This is a genomic window from Serratia sarumanii (genome assembly GCF_029962605.1).
GTDB lineage: Bacteria > Pseudomonadota > Gammaproteobacteria > Enterobacterales > Enterobacteriaceae > Serratia > Serratia sarumanii.
On record NZ_CP124750.1, the window covers coordinates 4,153,972 to 4,170,548 of the forward strand.

Consider the following 16,577-nt stretch of genomic DNA (forward strand, 5'->3'; position numbering starts at 1 on the left):
CACTTAAATACAGGTCATCTATTATGAAAATATTGCTCCCTACCTCGACCGCCGGCAGCTTGCCCAAACCTTCCTGGCTGGCCCAACCGGAAACCCTGTGGTCGCCCTGGAAATTGCAAAATGAAGAATTAATCGAAGGGAAACAGGATGCCCTGCGTTTGTCGCTGGCTGAACAACAACAGGCCGGCATCGATATCGTCAGCGATGGCGAGCAAACGCGCCAGCATTTCGTCACGACGTTCATCGAGCACCTCAGCGGCGTCGATTTCGAGAAACGCGAAGTGGTTAAAATCCGCAATCGCTATGAGGCGAGCGTGCCGAGCGTCGTGGGTGCGGTGGCGCGCCAAAAGCCCGTTTTCGTTGAAGACGCCAAATTTTTACGCCAGCTGACCAAACAGCCGATTAAATGGGCCCTGCCGGGGCCGATGACCATGATCGACACGCTCTATGACAACCACTATAAAAGCCGCGAGAAATTGGCCTGGGAGTTCGCCAAGATCCTCAATCAGGAAGCCAAAGAGCTCGAGGCCGCCGGCGTCGACATTATTCAGTTTGATGAGCCCGCATTTAACGTGTTCTTTGACGAGGTGAATGACTGGGGCATCGCCGCCCTGGAAAGGGCCGTTGAAGGGCTTAAGTGTGAAACGGCGGTGCATATCTGCTATGGATACGGCATTAAGGCCAATACCGACTGGAAAAAGACGCTGGGCTCAGAATGGCGGCAATATGAAGAGGCGTTCCCCAAGCTGCAAACGTCTACCATCGATATTATCTCGCTGGAGTGCCATAACTCGCACGTCCCGATGGATCTGCTGGAACTGATTCGCGGCAAAAAAGTGATGGTTGGCGCCATTGATGTGGCGAATCATACCGTTGAGACGCCGGAGGAAGTGGCCGCTACGCTGCGCAAAGCGCTGCAGTTTGTCGATGCCGACAAACTCTATCCGTCGACCAACTGCGGCATGGCTCCCCTGCCTCGTCAGGTCGCCAGCGGCAAGCTGAATGCCTTGAGTGCCGGCGCCGAGATCGTGCGCCGAGAACTGCTGGCCAAATAATCGCGCCATCGCCCGCCGCAGTACCCTCCTGCGGCGGGCGATGATCATCGACTCCCCCTCCCCGCAACGCCCCCGCTCTGGTGTATACTCGGATTTCTACGCGATGCCAGCCACAGCGGCCTGAACGGCCCCTCAGCCAGCCCACACCAGCTTAATAACAGTGGAACCCTCATGAGCCCAGATACCGCTCGCATCAGCGAAATTATCGATCGCGCCAGGATCTCGCCTTATCAAATCCTCATCCTCACCCTGTGTTTCCTGATCGCCCTGCTGGACGGGTTCGATACCGCCATCATCGGCTATATCGCCCCCGCGCTGCGCGAAGAGTGGGGCCTGCAGCCCTCGCAGCTCTCCCCCGCCTTCGGCGCGGGGTTGTTCGGCCTGCTGATCGGCAGCCTGCTGTTCGGGCCGATCGCCGACGCCATCGGCCGCAAACGCGTGCTGCTCGTCGCGGTGCTGGTATTTGGCGGCTGCACCCTGGCTTCGGCCTATACGCATTCGATCGAATCCCTGACCCTGCTGCGCTTCATCACCGGCATTGGCCTCGGGGGCGCGATACCGACCTGCATCACCCTCAGCTCGGAGTACTCACCGGCGCGCCGCCGCATGCTGATGGTCACCCTGAGCTGGAGCGGCTTTACCGCCGGCTTGGCCCTGGGCGGCCTGCTGGCCGGGCAGATCATTCCTGCATTTGGCTGGCGCGGCGTGCTGCTGGTCGGCGGCATCGCGCCGTTGGCGCTGCTGCCGCTGCTGGCCTGGCAGATGCCCGAGTCGGTACGCTTTATGGCCGCCAGCGCCAGGCATGCCGATCGGCTGCGCCGGGTGGTCGAGCGTATCACCGGCCAACGTTGGACGGGGATAACCATTGTCGATGACGAGCGCCCGGCACAGGCCAAGTCGCCGATCTCGCACCTGTTTATCGAAGGGCGCGCCGCGCGCACCCTGCTGCTGTGGGCGGCGTTCTTCTGCTCGCTGTTCGTGTTCTACCTGCTCACCAGTTGGCTGCCGACGATACTTAAAGACGCCGGTTACGATATCGTCCACGCCTCGCGCATCGGGGCGATGGTGCCGCTCGGCGGCACCCTGGGCGCCATCCTGATGGCGCTGCTGATGGACCGGATCGGGCCCTACCGCGTGCTGGCCGTCTCCTACCTGGGGGCCGCGCTGGTGATCGGCGCGACCGGGTATCTGATGGGCGACGTCTACACGCTGGCCGCCGGCGTGTTCCTGATAGGCTTCGGCGTGGCCGGCGCGCAGAACGGCCTGAATCTGGTTTCCGCCACCCTTTATCCGACCGCGGCCCGCGTCACCGGCGTCAGCTGGGCCATGGCCAATGGCCGCTTCGGCTCGATCGTCGGCTCAATGCTCGGCGCCTGGATGATGACCGCCGCCGGCTCGGCGGAAGTGTTCTTCCTCTGGCTGGCGCTGCCGGCGCTGCTGGGCGCGGGCGCCATCTTCCTGCTCTATCGCCTCAGCCTGCGCCGCCGCGCGCCGCTCGCCAAGCCGGTCGCCGGCGCCTGAACTCGCGGAAAAGAAAAGGCCGAGACGCCCTTGGAGATGTCTCGGCCTGTAATCAAAAAAGGGGGCCAAGGCCCCCTTCTCTGTTATTCCGCCTTGGCGGAAGCGTCTTCGGTGCGATACAGGTGCACGTCCATCTGCGGGAACGGAATGCCGATGTTGTGGGCATCCAGCGAGCGCTTGAAGTTTTCCATCAGATCGAAGTACACGTTCCAGTATTCCGCGTTGGTGGTCCAGGAACGGGTGACGAAGTTCAGGGAAGACGGCGCCATCTCGTTCAGACGCACGGTCACGCCTTTGGCGTGCATGATGCGCTTGTCGGCGGCGATCACATCGCCCAGCACCTTCTTCACCACGTCGATATCGGCGTTGTAGGCCACGCCTACCACGATATCCACGCGGCGGTTCGGCTCGCGGGAGTAGTTGATGATGTTGCCGGCGATGATTTTACCGTTCGGCACCACGATGGTTTTGTTGTCTGCGGTACGCAGGGTGGTGGAAAAAATCTGCACCTGATCGACGGTACCGGCCACGCCGCCCAGATCGACATATTCCCCCACGCGCAGCGGACGGAAGATCACCAGCAGCACGCCGGCGGCGAAGTTGGACAGCGAGCCTTGCAGCGCCAGGCCGACGGCCAAACCGGCGGCGCCCAGCACGGCGATCACCGAGGTGGTCTGCACGCCGACACGCCCCAGCACGGCGATGAAGGTGAACGCCAGCACGCCGTAGCGCACGATCGCCGCCAGGAAGTCTGCCACCGTGGCGTCGATGCCGCGCAGCTTCATCACGCGGTTCAGCGCATTGCCGACCACGCGAGCCACGATCGAACCGATGATCAGGATAACGATGGCGGCGACGATATTCACCGCGTACTGGATCAACAGATCCTGGTTCTTCACCAACCAGTTGCCGGCACCGTTGATGCCGTCTACTACATTCAAATCTTTCATTCGTGTCGTCCTAACTCAGTCCCTAACGGGAGAAACTCGCAAAAATACACTGGCCTCGGCAGCCAGTCGGAAACCACCGCCTAAGGGTAACCAACATTAAAGGCTCATGCCAACCGTCAGCGTTAAAAATAGCCGAAACCGCTCGCCGCTTCTTCTATGCTGAAAACAGCGCGTTGGCCATTTCACGACAAGGGATCCGTTCTTCATGCACATTCGCTCTTCGCTCAAACATTATTGGCAAGTGCGGCCCAGGCTGCTGTTTTCTGTCGGCGCCGGGCTGTTGTGCTTTCTGCTGCTGCCCGCCCAGCTCTCGTTGCTGCAGCGCTTGATGATCGGCTGGAATACGCTGGCCTGGCTCTACCTGCTGTTTCTCTGGCGGCTGATGCTGGTCAGCACGCCGCAGCACATTCGCCAGATCGCCCGGCGACAGGATGAAAGCGCCAGCACGGTGTTGGCGCTGGTCAGTTTCGGTTGTCTGGTGAGCATTCTGGCGATCCTGTTCGAATTGAGCAGCGCCAAACAGGCCAGCGACTCGCTGAAAACCCTGCATCTGGCGTTAACCGGCGGAACGCTGGCGGTCTCCTGGCTGCTGCTGCCGACCGCCTTCACCATGCACTACGCCCATCAATTTTATCGCCAGGGTGCGCAGCAGGAGCCTTTGCCGCTGCTGTTCCCCGGCAATCTCACCGAGCCGACCTATCTGGACTTCGCCTACTTCTCTTTCACCATCGCGGTCGCCTCGCAAACCGCCGACGTGGCGGTCGGCGCCGCGGAGGTGCGTAAAATCGCGCTCGTACAGTCGGTTATTTCGTTCGTGTTCAACATGCTGATCCTGGGCCTGTCTATCAACGTCGGCGCCGGCCTGCTGGGCTGAAAACGAAAAAGGCTCCCCGCAGGGAGCCTTTTGCATCGTGCAACAGGTGCCGAAGATTACAGAACGTCTACCGCGTTCAGATCTTTGAAGGCCTGCTCCAGACGCGTCACCATGCTGGTCTGCGCTGCGCGCAGCCATACGCGTGGATCGTAGTATTTCTTGTTCGGCTGATCGGCGCCTTTCGGGTTGCCCAGCTGGCCCTGCAGGTAAGCTTCGTTCGCTTTGTAGTACTGCAGGATGCCGTCCCAGGTCGCCCATTGGGTGTCGGTGTCGATGTTCATCTTGATCACGCCGTAACCCACAGACTCTTTGATCTCTGCGTCGGTAGAACCGGAACCGCCGTGGAACACGAAGTTCAGGCTGTTGTGCGGCAGGTTGAATTTCTTGGACACGTAGTCCTGAGAATCACGCAGGATGGTCGGGGTCAGCTTGACGTTGCCTGGCTTGTACACGCCGTGCACGTTACCGAAGGAGGCAGCGATGGTGAAGCGCGGGCTGATGGCGTTCAGTTTTTCGTACGCGTAAGCCACGTCTTCCGGCTGGGTGTACAGTGCGGAAGCGTCCATATGGCTGTTGTCCACGCCATCTTCTTCACCGCCGGTGCAGCCCAGTTCGATTTCCAGCGTCATGCCGATTTTGGCCATGCGCTTCAGGTAGGCGCTGCAGATCTCGATGTTTTCTTCCAGAGACTCTTCAGACAGATCGATCATGTGAGAAGAGAACAGCGGTTTGCCGGTAGCGGCGAAGTGCTTCTCGCCGGCGTCCAGCAGGCCGTCCAGCCATGGCAGCAGTTTCTTCGCGCAGTGGTCGGTGTGCAGGATCACCGGCACGCCGTAGTGTTCAGCCATCTGGTGAACGTGGTGTGCGCCGGAGATGGCGCCCAGAATCGCTGCGCCCTGAGGCACATCGGTCTTCACGCCTTTGCCGGCGATGAACGCGGCGCCGCCGTTGGAGAACTGAACGATGACCGGCGCGCGCACTTTAGCCGCGGCTTCCAGCACTGCGTTAATGGAGTCGGTACCCACGCAGTTTACCGCTGGCAGCGCAAAGTTGTTCTCTTTAGCAACTGCGAAGACTTTCTGAACGTCATCACCCGTGATGACACCCGGTTTTACGAAATCAAAAATTTTAGACATGTTACTTTGTCCTGTTTCGTCGGCCGTAGATGGATGTAAATCGATGTTTTCACGCCGCGCAGCGTGAGCCGCGCGGTATAAAACAAACGGGCGGCTTTCGCCTCCCGTTGTCTGAATTACTGCTTAGCGCGCTCTTCCAGCATCACGACTGCAGGCAGCGGTTTCCCTTCAACGAATTCCAGGAATGCGCCACCGCCGGTGGAGATGTAGGAAATTTTGTCAGCGATACCGAACAGATCGATGGCTGCCAGAGTGTCGCCGCCGCCAGCGATAGAGAAAGCGTCGCTATCGGCGATCGCGCGGGCGACAATTTCGGTGCCCTTACGGAAGTTAGGGAACTCGAATACGCCAACCGGGCCATTCCACAGAATGGTCTTGGCGTTCTTCAGGATAACGGCCAGACGCTCGGCAGAGACGTCGCCCATATCCAGAATTTGCTCGTTGTCCTGGATCTCGTTGGCCTGCTTCACGGTCGCGGTCGCGGTTTCGGAGAACTCGGTCGCTACGCGCACGTCGGTCGGAACCGGGATGTCGCAGGTTTCCAGCAGTTTCTGCGCGTTCGGGATCAGGTCAGGTTCGTACAGGGACTGGCCCACGTTGTTGCCCTGCGCCGCCACGAAGGTGTTGGCGATGCCGCCGCCGACGATCAGCTGATCGGCGATTTTGGACAGGGAATCCAGCACGGTCAGTTTGGTGGAGACTTTAGAACCGCCCACGATGGCAACCATCGGACGGGCCGGGTTGCCCAGGGCCTTGCCCAGCGCTTCCAGCTCGGCGGACAGCAGCGGGCCGGCACAGGCGACAGGCGCGAACTTGCCCACGCCGTGGGTGGAAGCCTGCGCGCGGTGCGCGGTGCCGAACGCGTCCATTACGTACACGTCGCACAGCGCCGCGTATTTCTTGGACAGGGTTTCGTCGTCTTTCTTCTCGCCCTTGTTGAAACGGACGTTTTCCAGCACCACCAGTTCGCCTTCGGCGACGTCGACGCCATCCAGATAATCCTTCGCCAGACGCACTGGGGATTTCAGGTGATCTTTCAGGTAGTTGACCACAGGCAGCAGGGAGAATTCTTCGTTGTACTCGCCTTCGGTAGGACGACCCAGGTGGGAGGTTACCATCACGCGGGCGCCTTGCTTCAGCGCAGCTTCGATAGTCGGCAGGGAAGCGCGGATACGCGCGTCGGAAGTCACTTTACCGTCTTTTACCGGCACGTTCAGATCGGAGCGGATCAGTACGCGTTTACCCGCCAGATCCAGATCGGTCATCTTAATTACAGACATGGTGAACCCTCTTTATTGAATCTCTATAAAATTGCCTGAGCAGCGCGCCAATCACGCCGGCGCCGCCGTACTAGAAACCGCTGGCGGCCATTGCCCGTGTTGTATCCAACATCCGATTGGCAAAGCCCCATTCATTGTCGCACCAGACCAAGGTCTTTATCAGGTGCTGCCCGCTGACCCGGGTCTGCGTACCGTCGACGATAGCGCTGTGCGGGTCATGGTTAAAATCGATCGAGACCAATGGTAATTCCGTGTAGTCAACTATACCACGAAATGATTCCCGTGCGGCCTTTTGCAACAGCTGGTTGACCTCCGCCACCTTCACCGCGGCGCTCACGCTGACGCTGAGATCGATAGCCGTCACGTTGATGGTCGGCACGCGCACCGAGATCGCCTCGAAGCGATCGCAAAACTGCGGGAAGATACGGGTGATGCCCGCGGCCAGCTTGGTGTCGACCGGAATGATCGACTGGCTCGCCGCGCGGGTGCGCCGCAAATCCGCGTGATACGCGTCGATCACCGGCTGATCGTTCATCGCCGAGTGAATGGTGGTCACGGTGCCGGATTCGATGCTGTAGGCGTCGTCCAGCAGCTTGATCACCGGAATAATGCAGTTGGTGGTGCACGAGGCGTTGGACACGATGCGATGTTCCGCCAGCAGCGTCTGATGGTTGACGCCGAACACGATGGTGGCGTCCAGATCGTTGCCGCCCGGATGGGCGAACAGCACTTTCTTCGCCCCCGCCGCCAGATGGGCTTCGCCATCCGCCCGGCTGCCGTACACGCCGCTGCAGTCCAGCACCACGTCGACGCCCAGCTCGCCCCAGGGCAACTGCTCCACCGCCGGCTGATGCAACAGGCGAATCGCGTCGTCCCCGACGCTCAGCGTGTCGCACTCTTGCCGCACATCCCAGGCGAAGCGGCCGTGGCTGGAATCGTACTTCAGCAGATGAGCCATGCCCTCGGCGTTCGCCAGCTCGTTGATCGCCACCACGGAGATTTCCGCCCGTCGTCCCGATTCGTACAGTGCGCGCAATACGCTGCGGCCGATGCGGCCAAAGCCGTTTATCGCTATGCGGATGGTCATGCTGCTCCTGAAAAAGGGCCGTCCCGCCGGGCTGACTCACCGGCGCCGGGCCGGCGCTGACTGGTTGTCTCACTAACCCGCATAGAGTAGTGGATCGCACCGCCCGCTGTGAATCGCCGCGTTTGCATTATTCCCGCGTTTCAGCGGCTTTTCGCCGCCGTCACATCGGCATTTCTGTCGAAGAGTGCTTCAACTGAAACGCTTCAGCTGAGCATAAACCAAAGTTTTGGCAAAAGGAACAGGTGCAACAGTTCCACAAGTAACGGAGGGGAGTTTTACGAGCATAAGATGATCTGGCGCACATTTTTGGCTTCAAGGCCGCGGCGGATTTTCACTCGCCGGCCCCGTTTCGCCGTAGTGCTCGCGGAAATAGTCGCGCAAAAATTCGACCGTCACCCGCACTTTCGCCGACGTTGCCAGCCGGGAAACGTACACCGCCCGGAAAAGATCGCCGCTAGCGGTTTAACTCTGTAAACGGAACGCCCGCGCCTGCGGGCGTCCTGATTATGCTTTCGGGAATATCCACAGATGCTCGGCCGGCAGGGAGAGCCGGCACAGCGCCCGATCGCGCGCTTCGTGGCCATAGGCGCGCACCACGAAATCCTCGGCCACGGTGCGGAACAGGTATTCCCAGCGATCGCCGAGATACATGCTGGCCAGCAGCGGCAGCTCAAGCTGGTTGCCCTGCGGATCTTCGCCCAACCGCACGCGCTCCACGCGGATCACCGCCGAGCCCTCCTGGCCGACCTGCACGCCTGCGCCCGCTTTGCCCCACAGCGCCCAATCCTTGCCTTCGATGCGCGCCCGGTCGCCTTCCAGCGCGACAACCTTGCCCGGCAAGCGGTTGTTGCTGCCCATGAACTCGGCGGTGAACAGCGTGGTGGGCGAACCGTACATCTCCTGCGGCGTGCCCTGCTGTTCGATTTTGCCGTTATTGAGCAGCAGGATGCGATCGGAGATGGCCATCGCCTCGTTCTGATCGTGGGTCACCATCAGCGCCGACAGGCCAAGCTTGATGATCAACTCGCGCAGGAATACCCGCGCCTCTTCGCGCAGCTTGGCGTCAAGGTTGGACAGCGGCTCGTCCAGCAGGATCACCGGCGGGTTGTAGACCAGCGCCCGTCCGATCGCCACGCGCTGCTGCTGGCCGCCGGAAAGCTGGTGCGGATGGCGCTTGGCCAGATGCCCCAACCCGAGCTGATCCAGCACCGCCTGCACCCGCTGGGTGATTTCCGCCGAGGCGATCTTACGCAGCTTCAGCGGGTAAGCGACGTTCTCAAACACCGTTTTATGCGGCCACAGCGCGTAGGACTGAAACACCAGCCCCAGATTGCGCTCTTCGGCTGGAATTTCGCTGCGCGCGCTGCCGTTGTACACCGCGTTATTGCCGATGACGATCCGCCCCTGGCTCGGTTTCTCCAGCCCGGCCACCGCCCGCAGCAGCGTGGTTTTGCCGCTGCCCGACGGACCCAGCAGCGAGACCACTTCGCCCCGTTTCAGATCCATCGACACCCCTTTCAACACCGGGTTGTCGCCATAGGTCAAATGCAGATTCTCTACCGAAAGTTCAATCATGTAATTTCACTCCAAAGCGCAAGGCAATCCCCAGCCCCAGCACCACCAGCAGGATATTGATGAACGACAGCGCGGCGACGATATCGATAGCGCCCGCGGCCCACAGGGAAACCAGCATCGAGCCGATGGTTTCCGTGCCCGGAGACAGCAGATACACCCCGGTAGAATATTCGCGTTCAAAAATCAGGAACATCAGCAGCCAGGAGCCGATCAGGCCGTAGCGCGACAGCGGAATGGTGACGTGGCGGGTGATCTGGCCACGGCTGGCGCCGGCGCTGCGCGCCGCCTCCTCCAGTTCCGGCCCCACCTGCAGCAGCGTGGAAGAGATCAGCCGCAGGCCGTAAGCCATCCACACCACGGTGTACGCCAGCCAGACGCTGAAGATGGTGCTGCGCAGCGAACGCAGCCAGACAATCCAGTTAGCACGCAGCCACTCGGCCATCGGCAGCGCCGACAGCCAGCCCTCCTTGAGCGATTTGTCCAACCACATCGGCAGGAACAGAAACACCCACAGGAACGCCAGACCGGCCAGCAGCCCCGGCACCGCGCGCGGCACCAGCACGCTGTAGTCGAGGAAGCGCGTGGCGCCATCCGGCTTGCGGTGCATGGCGATGCCGATGAACAGGTAGCACGCCACCGCCAGCGCCCCGCCGATCACCCCAATCGCCATTGAGTTGACGATGGCGCGCAGCAGGTTGGGTTGCGCCCAGATGGTGCGGAAGGTGTTGATCGACAGCTCGTCCCAAACAGACACGCCCACGCCCCAGTTGGAGATAAAGGCGCGCAGCACCACGCCTATCAGCGGCACGCCGATGGTCACGGTCAGCCAGAACACCACCACCGCGCCGGCCACCCAGCGCCATTTGCCCAGCGGCAGCGCACGGGCCTGCGAGGCTTTGCCCTTGACGGTAACGAAGCGGTTGGCGGTGCGCATCAGCCGGCGCTGCAGCATCACCAGCGGAATGGTGATGCAGATCAGCACCACCGCCACCGCCGCCATCAGGTGGTAAGACGGCGTGCCCAGCTTGTTGGTCAACTGGTACAGGTAGGTCGCCAGCACCAGATTGCCCTCCGGATCCCCCAGCACCAGCATCAGGCCGAACACTTCCAGCCCGAGGAAGAACAGCAGCACCCCGGCGTACAGGATAGACGGCCGCACCATCGGCAGGCTGACGGCGGTCATCACCTGCAGCGGCGTGGCGCCGGCGGTGCGCGCCGCTTCTTCAACGTCGGAGCCCACGCTGCGCAGCGCCGAGGAGATGTACAGATACGCGTGGGGCACGTGCGTCAATCCGGCTATCACCACGATGCTGGCCATCGAATAGATGTTCCACGGCACGAAGCCCAGCAGCGCCTGCGCCCACAGCGAGAAGAAGCCCACCGGCCCCGCCGCCACCACGTAGCCGAAGCCCAGCACCATCGGCGACACGAAGATCGGCACCAGAATCAGCGGCTCGATGATCCGCCGCCCCGGCAGATCGGTGCGCACCATCAGGAAGGCCAAAATGCCACCGAGGGGGATGGCGATGATCACCAGGCCGAATGCCAGAATAAAGCCGCTCTTCAGCGCCTTGTAGAAATCAGGATCGGTAAAGATGAACTCGAAGGCCTCCAGGCTGAAGACCTTGGAGGGAGAGAAAAACGGTGCCGAGAGGAAGCTTTGAATGATGATAAACGACAGGGGGACATAGATAACCAGCGCGGTTATCAACACCACCAGGCCGCGCGGCAGGCTCTGCCACTTTCTGCGCCATGCTTGCATAAATGCTCCCTATGGTTGTAAACGACGACCAAAGGGCGCGCGCCTCTAAGGCAGGCGCGCGTCCGAATGCAGTCCCTGTTATTTCGCCGCGGCGGCGCGCCACTGTTTGATGTAGTCGAGGCGTTTGGCCGGCTGCAGATATTCCAGCAGGCTGTCGTCGACCGGGATCGGCTTGAGCGCGTTACCCAACAGCTTGGTCATGCCGTCGATGTCGTTCTTGCCTTCGATGTCGTTGCGGATCGAGGGGATATCCGCCTGATTGGCGAGAATACTTTGCCCTTTCTCCGACAGCACGTAGTCGAACCACAGCTTGGCGGCGTTAGGGTTGCCGGCCTCTTTGCTGATGAAGCTCACGCGCGACAGCACCAGGGTATAATCTTTCGGATAGACGATGCCGAGCGACGGGTCGCTTTTGGCGCGGGCCTCGGCGTACGAACCGAGGATATTGAAGCCGATCAGGTTTTCACCGGAGGAGACGCGCTCCATCATGGTGCCGGTGGAGGATTGCACCGCCAACCCGCCCTTGGCCACGTCGGCCAGCGTTTTGAAGTAGTTGGGATCGGCCTTGAAGTCCTGCACCGACAGCATGAAGCCGACGCCGGATTTTTCGATGTCGTACGTGGTGACTTTCTTCTTGAATTTGTCCGTCTGGCCGGCGATCAGCTTGGCCAGCGCCGCGTGCGAATCCGGCACATCGCCTTGCGGGATCAGGCGTTTGTTATAGATAAACACCACCGGCTCATAGGTGGTGCCATACACTTTATCTTGCCATACCGCCCATTTCGGCAGCTGGGCCTGCTCAGGGGAGGTATACTCCTGCGCGTAATCGCCCGCCAGTTTCAAAATGGTGTCCATCGACGAGCTCCACACCACGTCGCCGCTGGTGCCGCCGGCCGCCTGCTCGCTGATGAAGCGGTTATAGAGTTCGGTGCTGTTCATGTCGTTGTATTCCACCTTGATGCCCGGGTACAACGCCTCGAACCCCTGGATCAGCGGCGCCGCCGCCTTGGTGTCGGTGGTCGAGTAAATCACCACCTTGCCTTCTTTCTTCGCGCCGTCGACCCATTTCTGATAGTCGGCGGGGTAGCCCGCCGGGAAGGCCGCATAGGCGGAAACGGAGCCCAGTAAGGTGATTGCAGCTACGGTCGCGCTGATTTTTTTCATCATCATCCATCCCCTGATCACATTTAATAAACCAAAAATTAACATATAGTTAATAACTGCAACGAGGCAACGGCGTTGCTTTGTTATCTTTCGGTTTTGTGAGGTTGGACATTTTTTAGCCAACAAAAAAGCCCGGCAGCGCGGGCTTTACGGCACTTTCTGTTGCAGACTATTCGGCCAGGCGAGAGCGCCGCAGCAGGCGAATTCGCTGTACGATGGCGATCTTGGAAACTTCAGGACAAACGCCGGCATTCAACCCGCAATATGCCGATCTTTTTCACCCGCAAACCGGTCGAAGACGGCCATGTCTCTTTCGCCTATGACTCTTTCAAACCGCATATCGAAATCCCGCTGTCGATAGACATGGTGGCGCGCGCGAGCTAAAGCCCTGCCGGGCCGGCCGCCATGATCCCTCTGTGCGGCCGGTTCACGCCAGGATAAACAGCGCTGGATTAATCAGGTTTTTGTCGCCGAATTATTATATCCTGCCGGACGAAAATTTTGCGGGCGCTCACGGCCCCCTGCGCCTGCCCTTCTGCGGTTATCCATCCGCAGCCAGGCCGTTTATTTCATGAATACAGGCAGTGCCATACCGTTATGACCAAGAATTTATCCCCGAAAGACATTATCGCCCTGGGCTTTATGACCTTCGCCCTGTTTGTCGGCGCCGGCAACATCATTTTCCCGCCGCTGGTGGGACTGCAGTCCGGTGAACATCTGTGGCCGGCCGCCCTCGGGTTTATGGTGACCGCCGTCGCCCTGCCGGTGATCGCCGTGATCGCGCTGGCGCGCGTCGGCGGCAGCATCAGCCTGCTGACCGGCCCCATCGGCCGCACCGCCGGCCTGCTGTTGGCGACCGTCTGCTATCTGGCGCTCGGCCCACTGTTCGCCACGCCGCGAACCGCCAATGTCTCTTTCGCCCTCGGCATCGCGCCCTTCACCGGCGACGGCGCCCTGCCGCAGTTCATCTACAGCCTGCTGTTCTTTACCCTGGCGATGATCGTGTCGCTGTATCCCGGCCGCTTGCTCGATAACGTCGGCCATATTCTGGCGCCGCTGAAAATTCTGGCGCTGGCCGCACTCGGCATCGCCGCCCTGGTTTGGCCCGCCGGTGCGCCGATCTCCGCCGTCGGCAGCTATCAGGCAGCGGCGTTTTCCACCGGTTTCGTGCAGGGGTATCAAACCATGGACACGCTGTCGGCGCTGATGTTCGGCTCGATTATCGTTACCGCCGCCCGCTCGCGCGGCGTCAGCGACAGCGGCCTGCTGCTGCGCTACACCCTGTGGGCCAGCCTGATCGCCGGCGTCGGCCTGACGCTGGTCTATATCTGCATGTTCAAGCTCGGCGCCGGCAGCGGCGGCCTGGTCGAGAGTGGCGCTCAGGATGGCGCGGCGATCCTGCACGCCTATGTGCAGCACACCTTCGGCGATCTGGGCAGCATCTTTATGGCGGTGCTGATGTTCATCGCCTGCCTGGTGACGGCGGTCGGCATGACCTGCGCCTGCGCGGACTTCTTCTCCCGCTACCTGCCGCTCTCTTACCGCGCGCTGGTGGTCATCCTAGCCCTCTTCGCCATGCTGGTCTCCAACATGGGGCTGGCCAATCTGATCCGCGTCTCGCTGCCGGTGCTGACGGCGATCTATCCGCCCTGCATCGCGCTGGTGTTACTCAGCTTCAGCCAGAACCGCTGGCGCAGCGCCAAGCGCGTCTTCGCGCCGGTGATCGCCACCAGCCTGGTGTTTGGCCTCGCCGACGGCCTGAAGGCCTCCAGCTTCAGCGGCCTGCTGCCCGACTGGTTCGATAAGCTGCCGCTGGCCGAACAGGGTCTGGTCTGGCTGCAGCCTACGCTGCTGGTGCTGTTGCTGGCGGCGGCTTACGACCGGTTGCGCAGCGTCGAAAGCGCCAACGCCGCGTCGTAACCGCGGGTCACGCCCATAAAAAAAGCCGGTCACGATGACCGGCTTTCTTATCGGCTGGCGCCAGGCCGCTTACTTCAGCAGCGCCTGCGCCTTGGCCACCACGTTGTCCACGGTGAAGCCGAACTCGGCGAACAGCTGCTCCGCCGGCGCCGACTCACCGAAGGTGGTCATGCCCACGATGGCGCCGTTCAGCCCCACGTACTTGTACCAGTAGTCCGCGATACCCGCTTCCACCGCCACGCGCGCCGTCACCGCCGCCGGCAGCACCGACTCGCGGTACGCCGCATCCTGCTTGTCGAACGCGTCCGTCGACGGCATCGACACCACGCGCACCTTGCGGCCCGCCGCAGTCAGCTTGTCCGCCGCTTCCACCGTGATGCCCACTTCGGAGCCGGTGGCAATCAGGATAACGTCCGGCGTGCCCGCGCAGTCTTTCAGCACGTAGCCGCCGCGGTACACGTTCGCCAGCTGCTCTGCGGTGCGTGGCTGCTGGGTCAGGTTCTGGCGCGAGAACACCAGCGTGGTCGGGCCGTCGTTGCGCTCGATGCCGTACTGCCACGCCACCGCCGATTCCACCTGGTCGCACGGGCGCCAGGTACTCATGTTCGGGGTCACGCGCAGGCTTGCCAGCTGCTCCACCGGCTGGTGGGTCGGGCCGTCTTCGCCCAGACCGATGGAGTCGTGGGTGTAGACGAACACGTTGCGCAGCTTCATCAGCGCCGCCATGCGCACCGCGTTGCGGGCGTATTCCACGAACATCAGGAAAGTCGCCGAGTACGGCAGGAAGCCGCCGTGCAGCGCGATGCCGTTGGTGATGGCGGTCATGCCGAACTCGCGCACGCCGTAATGAATGTAGTTGCCCGCCGGGTCAACGTTCAGCGCTTTCGAGCCTGACCACATGGTCAGGTTGCTCGGCGCCAGGTCGGCGGAGCCGCCCAGGAACTCCGGCAGCACCTTGCCGAACGCTTCCAGCGCGTTCTGCGACGCCTTGCGGCTGGCGATGTTGGCCGGGTTGGCCTGCAGTTTTTCCACGAACGCCTTGGCGTCGGCTTTCCAGTCGGCCGGCAGCTCGCCGTTCATGCGGCGCTTGAACTCGGCGGCCAGCTCCGGGAAGGCCCTGGCGTAGGCGGCGAATTTGTCGTTCCAGGCCGCTTCTTTGGCCTGACCGGCTTCCTTGGCGTCCCACTGGGCGTAGATGTCCTGCGGGATTTCAAAGGCGGCGTATTTCCAGCCCAGCGCTTCGCGGGTGGCGGCCACTTCGGCGGCGCCCAGCGCGGCGCCGTGCACGTCATGGGTGCCGGCCTTGTTCGGCGAACCGAAGCCGATAACGGTCTTGCACATCAGCAGCGACGGCTTGTCGGTCACCTTGCGGGCTTCTTCAATCGCGGCCTTGATGGCGTCCGGGTTGTGGCCGTCGACGTTGCGCACCACGTGCCAGCCGTAGGCTTCGAAGCGCAGGGCGGTGTCGTCGGTGAACCAGCCGTCGACGTGGCCGTCGATGGAGATGCCGTTGTCATCGTAGAAAGCGGTCAGCTTGCCGAGCTTGAGGGTACCGGCCAGAGAGCAGACTTCGTGCGAGATGCCTTCCATCATGCAGCCGTCGCCCATGAAGGCGTAGGTGTGGTGGTCAACGATGTCGTGGCCCGGGCGGTTGAACTGCGCGGCCAGGGTGCGTTCGGCGATGGCGAAGCCGACGGCGTTGGCGATGCCCTGGCCCAGCGGGCCGGTGGTGGTCTCAACGCCCGGGGTGTAGCCGTACTCCGGGTGCCCTGGGGTTTTGGAATGCAGCTGACGGAAGTTTTCCAGCTCGCGCATCGGCAGGTCGTAGCCGGTGAGGTGCAGGAGGCTGTAAATCAACATGGAGCCGTGGCCGTTGGAGAGCACGAAACGGTCGCGGTCAGCCCAGTGCGGGTTAGTCGGGTTGTGGTTGAGGTAGTCACGCCACAGGACTTCGGCGATGTCCGCCATGCCCATAGGGGCACCCGGGTGGCCGGAATTGGCTTTTTGTACGGCGTCCATGCTGAGTGCGCGGATGGCGTTGGCAAGCTCTTTACGAGAGGACATGTTTTACTCCAGGTCGGATAAAAAAAGCAGTCAAGTTCCCTATTTTCTCAGACTCCACATCACAACGGCAATCCCTAATGCCAAATGAGAGCGAGTTCACCACTTATTAGCACGATTGGACGCTTTTTCGGAATAACACTATTCTCGCCCCGGCTGGCGTACACTAGGCTCTTGCAACAAGATTTCCTC

12 protein-coding genes and 1 pseudogene are annotated in these 16,577 nt (G+C 61.4%); 4 read left to right on the forward strand and 9 right to left on the reverse strand.

The window, feature by feature from the left end; all coding sequences use genetic code 11:
• Nucleotides 1-23 precede the first annotated feature (23 nt).
• Together SSARUM_RS19710 and SSARUM_RS19715 are read left to right on the forward strand one after the other, a co-directional pair.
• Nucleotides 24-1,055, forward strand: a complete 1,032-nt coding sequence (locus SSARUM_RS19710; protein WP_033649411.1) for a methionine synthase — start codon at nucleotides 24-26, stop codon at nucleotides 1,053-1,055.
• 171 nt (nucleotides 1,056-1,226) lie between these two features.
• Nucleotides 1,227-2,576 (forward strand): MFS transporter, encoded by a 1,350-nt coding sequence (locus SSARUM_RS19715; RefSeq protein ID WP_060431099.1) that lies wholly within the window; start codon nucleotides 1,227-1,229, stop codon nucleotides 2,574-2,576.
• A gap of 83 nt (nucleotides 2,577-2,659) precedes the next feature.
• On the opposite strand, the gene mscS is transcribed toward SSARUM_RS19715, so the two are convergent.
• Entirely contained in the window at nucleotides 2,660-3,526 is an 867-nt protein-coding gene (gene mscS, locus SSARUM_RS19720; protein ID WP_060431101.1) for a small-conductance mechanosensitive channel MscS, read from the reverse strand.
• A 205-nt stretch (nucleotides 3,527-3,731) separates the two neighbouring features.
• On the opposite strand from mscS, the gene SSARUM_RS19725 reads away from it, so the two are divergent.
• The gene (locus SSARUM_RS19725) at nucleotides 3,732-4,400 is read left to right on the forward strand and encodes a DUF1345 domain-containing protein (protein ID WP_033635872.1); all 669 of its coding nucleotides are present in this window, start codon (nucleotides 3,732-3,734) and stop codon (nucleotides 4,398-4,400) included.
• 56 nt (nucleotides 4,401-4,456) lie between these two features.
• On the opposite strand, the gene fbaA is transcribed toward SSARUM_RS19725, so the two are convergent.
• The 7 genes and pseudogenes from fbaA to SSARUM_RS19760 form a co-directional block, all read right to left on the reverse strand.
• Nucleotides 4,457-5,536 carry a class II fructose-bisphosphate aldolase gene (gene fbaA / locus SSARUM_RS19730; RefSeq protein WP_025304179.1) on the reverse strand — a complete coding sequence of 360 codons (1,080 nt, stop codon included), beginning with the start codon at nucleotides 5,534-5,536 and terminating at the stop codon, nucleotides 4,457-4,459.
• Nucleotides 5,537-5,652: 116 nt separating this feature from the next.
• On the reverse strand, nucleotides 5,653-6,816 hold the full coding sequence (gene pgk, locus SSARUM_RS19735) for a phosphoglycerate kinase (RefSeq protein WP_025160206.1): 1,164 nt from the start codon (nucleotides 6,814-6,816) through the stop codon (nucleotides 5,653-5,655).
• Between the two features lie 70 nt (nucleotides 6,817-6,886).
• Nucleotides 6,887-7,903: an erythrose-4-phosphate dehydrogenase gene (epd, locus tag SSARUM_RS19740; RefSeq protein WP_004931582.1), complete on the reverse strand. Its 1,017-nt coding sequence runs from the start codon at nucleotides 7,901-7,903 to the stop codon at nucleotides 6,887-6,889.
• 312 nt (nucleotides 7,904-8,215) lie between these two features.
• Nucleotides 8,216-8,341 (reverse strand): annotated as a pseudogene (locus SSARUM_RS19745) (LysR family transcriptional regulator); the annotation flags it as partial.
• 66 nt (nucleotides 8,342-8,407) lie between these two features.
• The gene (locus SSARUM_RS19750) at nucleotides 8,408-9,478 is read right to left on the reverse strand and encodes an ABC transporter ATP-binding protein (protein WP_033649407.1); all 1,071 of its coding nucleotides are present in this window, start codon (nucleotides 9,476-9,478) and stop codon (nucleotides 8,408-8,410) included.
• On the reverse strand, nucleotides 9,471-11,240 hold the full coding sequence (locus SSARUM_RS19755; protein ID WP_033635883.1) for an ABC transporter permease: 1,770 nt from the start codon (nucleotides 11,238-11,240) through the stop codon (nucleotides 9,471-9,473). The genes SSARUM_RS19750 and SSARUM_RS19755 overlap by 8 nt, the downstream gene beginning before the upstream one ends.
• Nucleotides 11,241-11,318: 78 nt before the next feature.
• Nucleotides 11,319-12,407, reverse strand: a complete 1,089-nt coding sequence (locus tag SSARUM_RS19760) for an ABC transporter substrate-binding protein (protein ID WP_033649508.1) — start codon at nucleotides 12,405-12,407, stop codon at nucleotides 11,319-11,321.
• A gap of 594 nt (nucleotides 12,408-13,001) precedes the next feature.
• On the opposite strand from SSARUM_RS19760, the gene brnQ reads away from it, so the two are divergent.
• Entirely contained in the window at nucleotides 13,002-14,324 is a 1,323-nt protein-coding gene (brnQ, locus tag SSARUM_RS19765) for a branched-chain amino acid transport system II carrier protein (protein ID WP_060431103.1), read from the forward strand.
• Nucleotides 14,325-14,393: 69 nt separating this feature from the next.
• On the opposite strand, the gene tkt is transcribed toward brnQ, so the two are convergent.
• Nucleotides 14,394-16,388 carry a transketolase gene (gene tkt / locus SSARUM_RS19770; RefSeq protein WP_033632127.1) on the reverse strand — a complete coding sequence of 665 codons (1,995 nt, stop codon included), beginning with the start codon at nucleotides 16,386-16,388 and terminating at the stop codon, nucleotides 14,394-14,396.
• Between the last annotated feature and the right edge of the window lie 189 nt (nucleotides 16,389-16,577).